At 29.5% G+C, this 1,987-nt stretch carries 3 protein-coding genes; all 3 read left to right on the top strand.

Annotation, left to right across the window (positions count from 1 at the left end):
- Nucleotides 1–410, top strand: a 410-nt coding sequence (locus EGI22_RS15380) for a hypothetical protein (protein ID WP_255069325.1), incomplete at its 5' end; no start/stop codon positions are given.
- Nucleotides 411–1,231: 821 nt separating this feature from the next.
- Nucleotides 1,232–1,768 carry a hypothetical protein gene (locus EGI22_RS15375; RefSeq protein WP_255069275.1) on the top strand — a complete coding sequence of 179 codons (537 nt, stop codon included), beginning with the start codon at nt 1,232–1,234 and terminating at the stop codon, nt 1,766–1,768.
- Nucleotides 1,769–1,788: 20 nt separating this feature from the next.
- On the top strand, nt 1,789–1,987 hold a 199-nt coding region (locus tag EGI22_RS15370; protein WP_255069324.1), incomplete at its 3' end, for a phage tail protein.

The following is a 1,987-nucleotide window of genomic DNA, read 5'->3' as shown; positions in this document are numbered from 1 at the left end:
TGTTTTTGCCAGGATTACGAGTTGAAAATGGTGTTTTAAAAATAGATATTGATAAATTATCCTATATAGGAGATATTTTACATGAGGCAGGACATATAGCTGTTATGAGCAAAGAAGAAAGAGAGTGTTTATCTGGAAAGCTGGATAATCAAGAAAACGACGCCGCTAACGAAATGGCAGTTATGGCTTGGACTTATGCCGTATGTCTTGAAATTGGTATTGAACCTAACGTTGTTTTTCATGCAGATGGCTATAAAGGAGATTCTGAAAATATTATTAATAATTTCGATAATGGTCATTATATAGGTGTACCTATATTGCATTGGTACGGAATGACTAATGAAAAATTTGATTTGAATCAAAAAAATGCAGCAATTTTCCCTAAAATGTTGAGATGGGTAAGGCCATAGCAAACTTATAGTGATTTTGCAATTTAGAATATTGCTTTTTGAGAATTATATCTTAGGTTTTGATTCTAATTTGGTCATCTTGTCTAAATTCTTAAAATATTTGACTAACCAAGGGTTTGGACTTTTAATTGGACTAGTCCAATGAAGCAACCTTTGATAGGATTTTATAAATTTTCCGCATTTTTAGTTATTGGCTTTAGCGAGAGTACTCTTATTTACTCTTGCTTTGGTTTATTTTTTTTGGAGACTTGTTAATTAATTTTCTTTTGCTAGATGAAAACCATGGACTGTCTTGTTAAAGGGTTGATTTAAAGTGGTTTAAATTAGAAAATGAAAGTTTTTATTTTGTGAGATTGACTTCCAATTATTTTTTTGTTTATACTATTATTAGTTACTTTTAATTCAAATTCAAAAAATAGACAAGCAAATATTAGCCTCAGGCTTGAATTTTGCGTATTTTTGAATTAACAGAATAAATGGAAATAGTCATGAAACTTTCTGCATTCTGATTTAGTCTTCAAAATATTTTTTTTGTGTAGACTGAAGAAATTTTAATTAATAAAAAAGTTTTGAATTTTTAGGAATTTAGTAAAGAAGTATATTGAATCGTGATGCCTTCCTTCCAAAATAAAGACTAATACTTCAATTTGTTTTTTATTTAAAAGATTAAAAAATACTAAAACAGGTAATTTTACCCATACATAGTAAAATTGTACATTTTACTTTTGCCAATAATAATTTTTTATAATGGTATGAATAGGTAATTTATTTGAATACAAACGAAGTTTTCAAAAAGTAGATAACCATTATAAAATTTTAAAATGACAAGTAGCCGTAGAAAATTTGTAAAGAAAACAATTGCATTCACCTTAGGAATTAATGCAATATTTCATTCTAAATTGTTTGCATTGGAAGGTTCTCCTTCAAAAAATGTTTTTACCAAAGGGAATCAAAATAAGCTAAAGGTTTGGGGCTTGTTAAAAGATGAAAACCTAAAACCTTTAAGAAATGTAGAAATAGTGTTTAAACATAGTAATTCATCTAATAACGAAAACGCTTTCGAGTATTTTGGCAAGATTTTGACTGATGGATTAGGTAGATACTCTTTTATAACTGACAAGCCATTAGGGTATTTTGAAGATGGTCGCAAGAAAATGAACAGGATGTTTTTTGAAATAAAAACACCAATAGGTAAGGGATTGAAAACCAAGTTGTTTTTTGATTCATTAGGAATGACTTATGTAGATAATCATCACGTGCAAAATACAGATTTTAAATCTGGACCTGTCTTACCAAAGACAAGTTTAGAAAATGAAAATTTTGCAAATGTTGAATTTAATATTAATATAATTTTATAGCCAATTAAACAAAAAAAAGTATGGATCCTTTAATCGCAGAAATCAAATTGTTTGGAGGGAATTTTGCACCCAGAGGCTGGGCATATTGTGACGGAGCATTGTTGCCTATTAGTCAATATAGTGCACTGTTTTCAATATTGGGCACTATGTATGGAGGGGATGGTAGAACCACTTTTGCTTTACCAGATTTGAGAGGTAGAGTACCAGTAGGACCTAGGC

This window comes from Lacihabitans sp. LS3-19 (assembly GCF_024343575.1).
GTDB lineage: Bacteria > Bacteroidota > Bacteroidia > Cytophagales > Spirosomataceae > Leadbetterella.
This window is presented reverse-complemented; position numbering and strand designations above follow the sequence as displayed.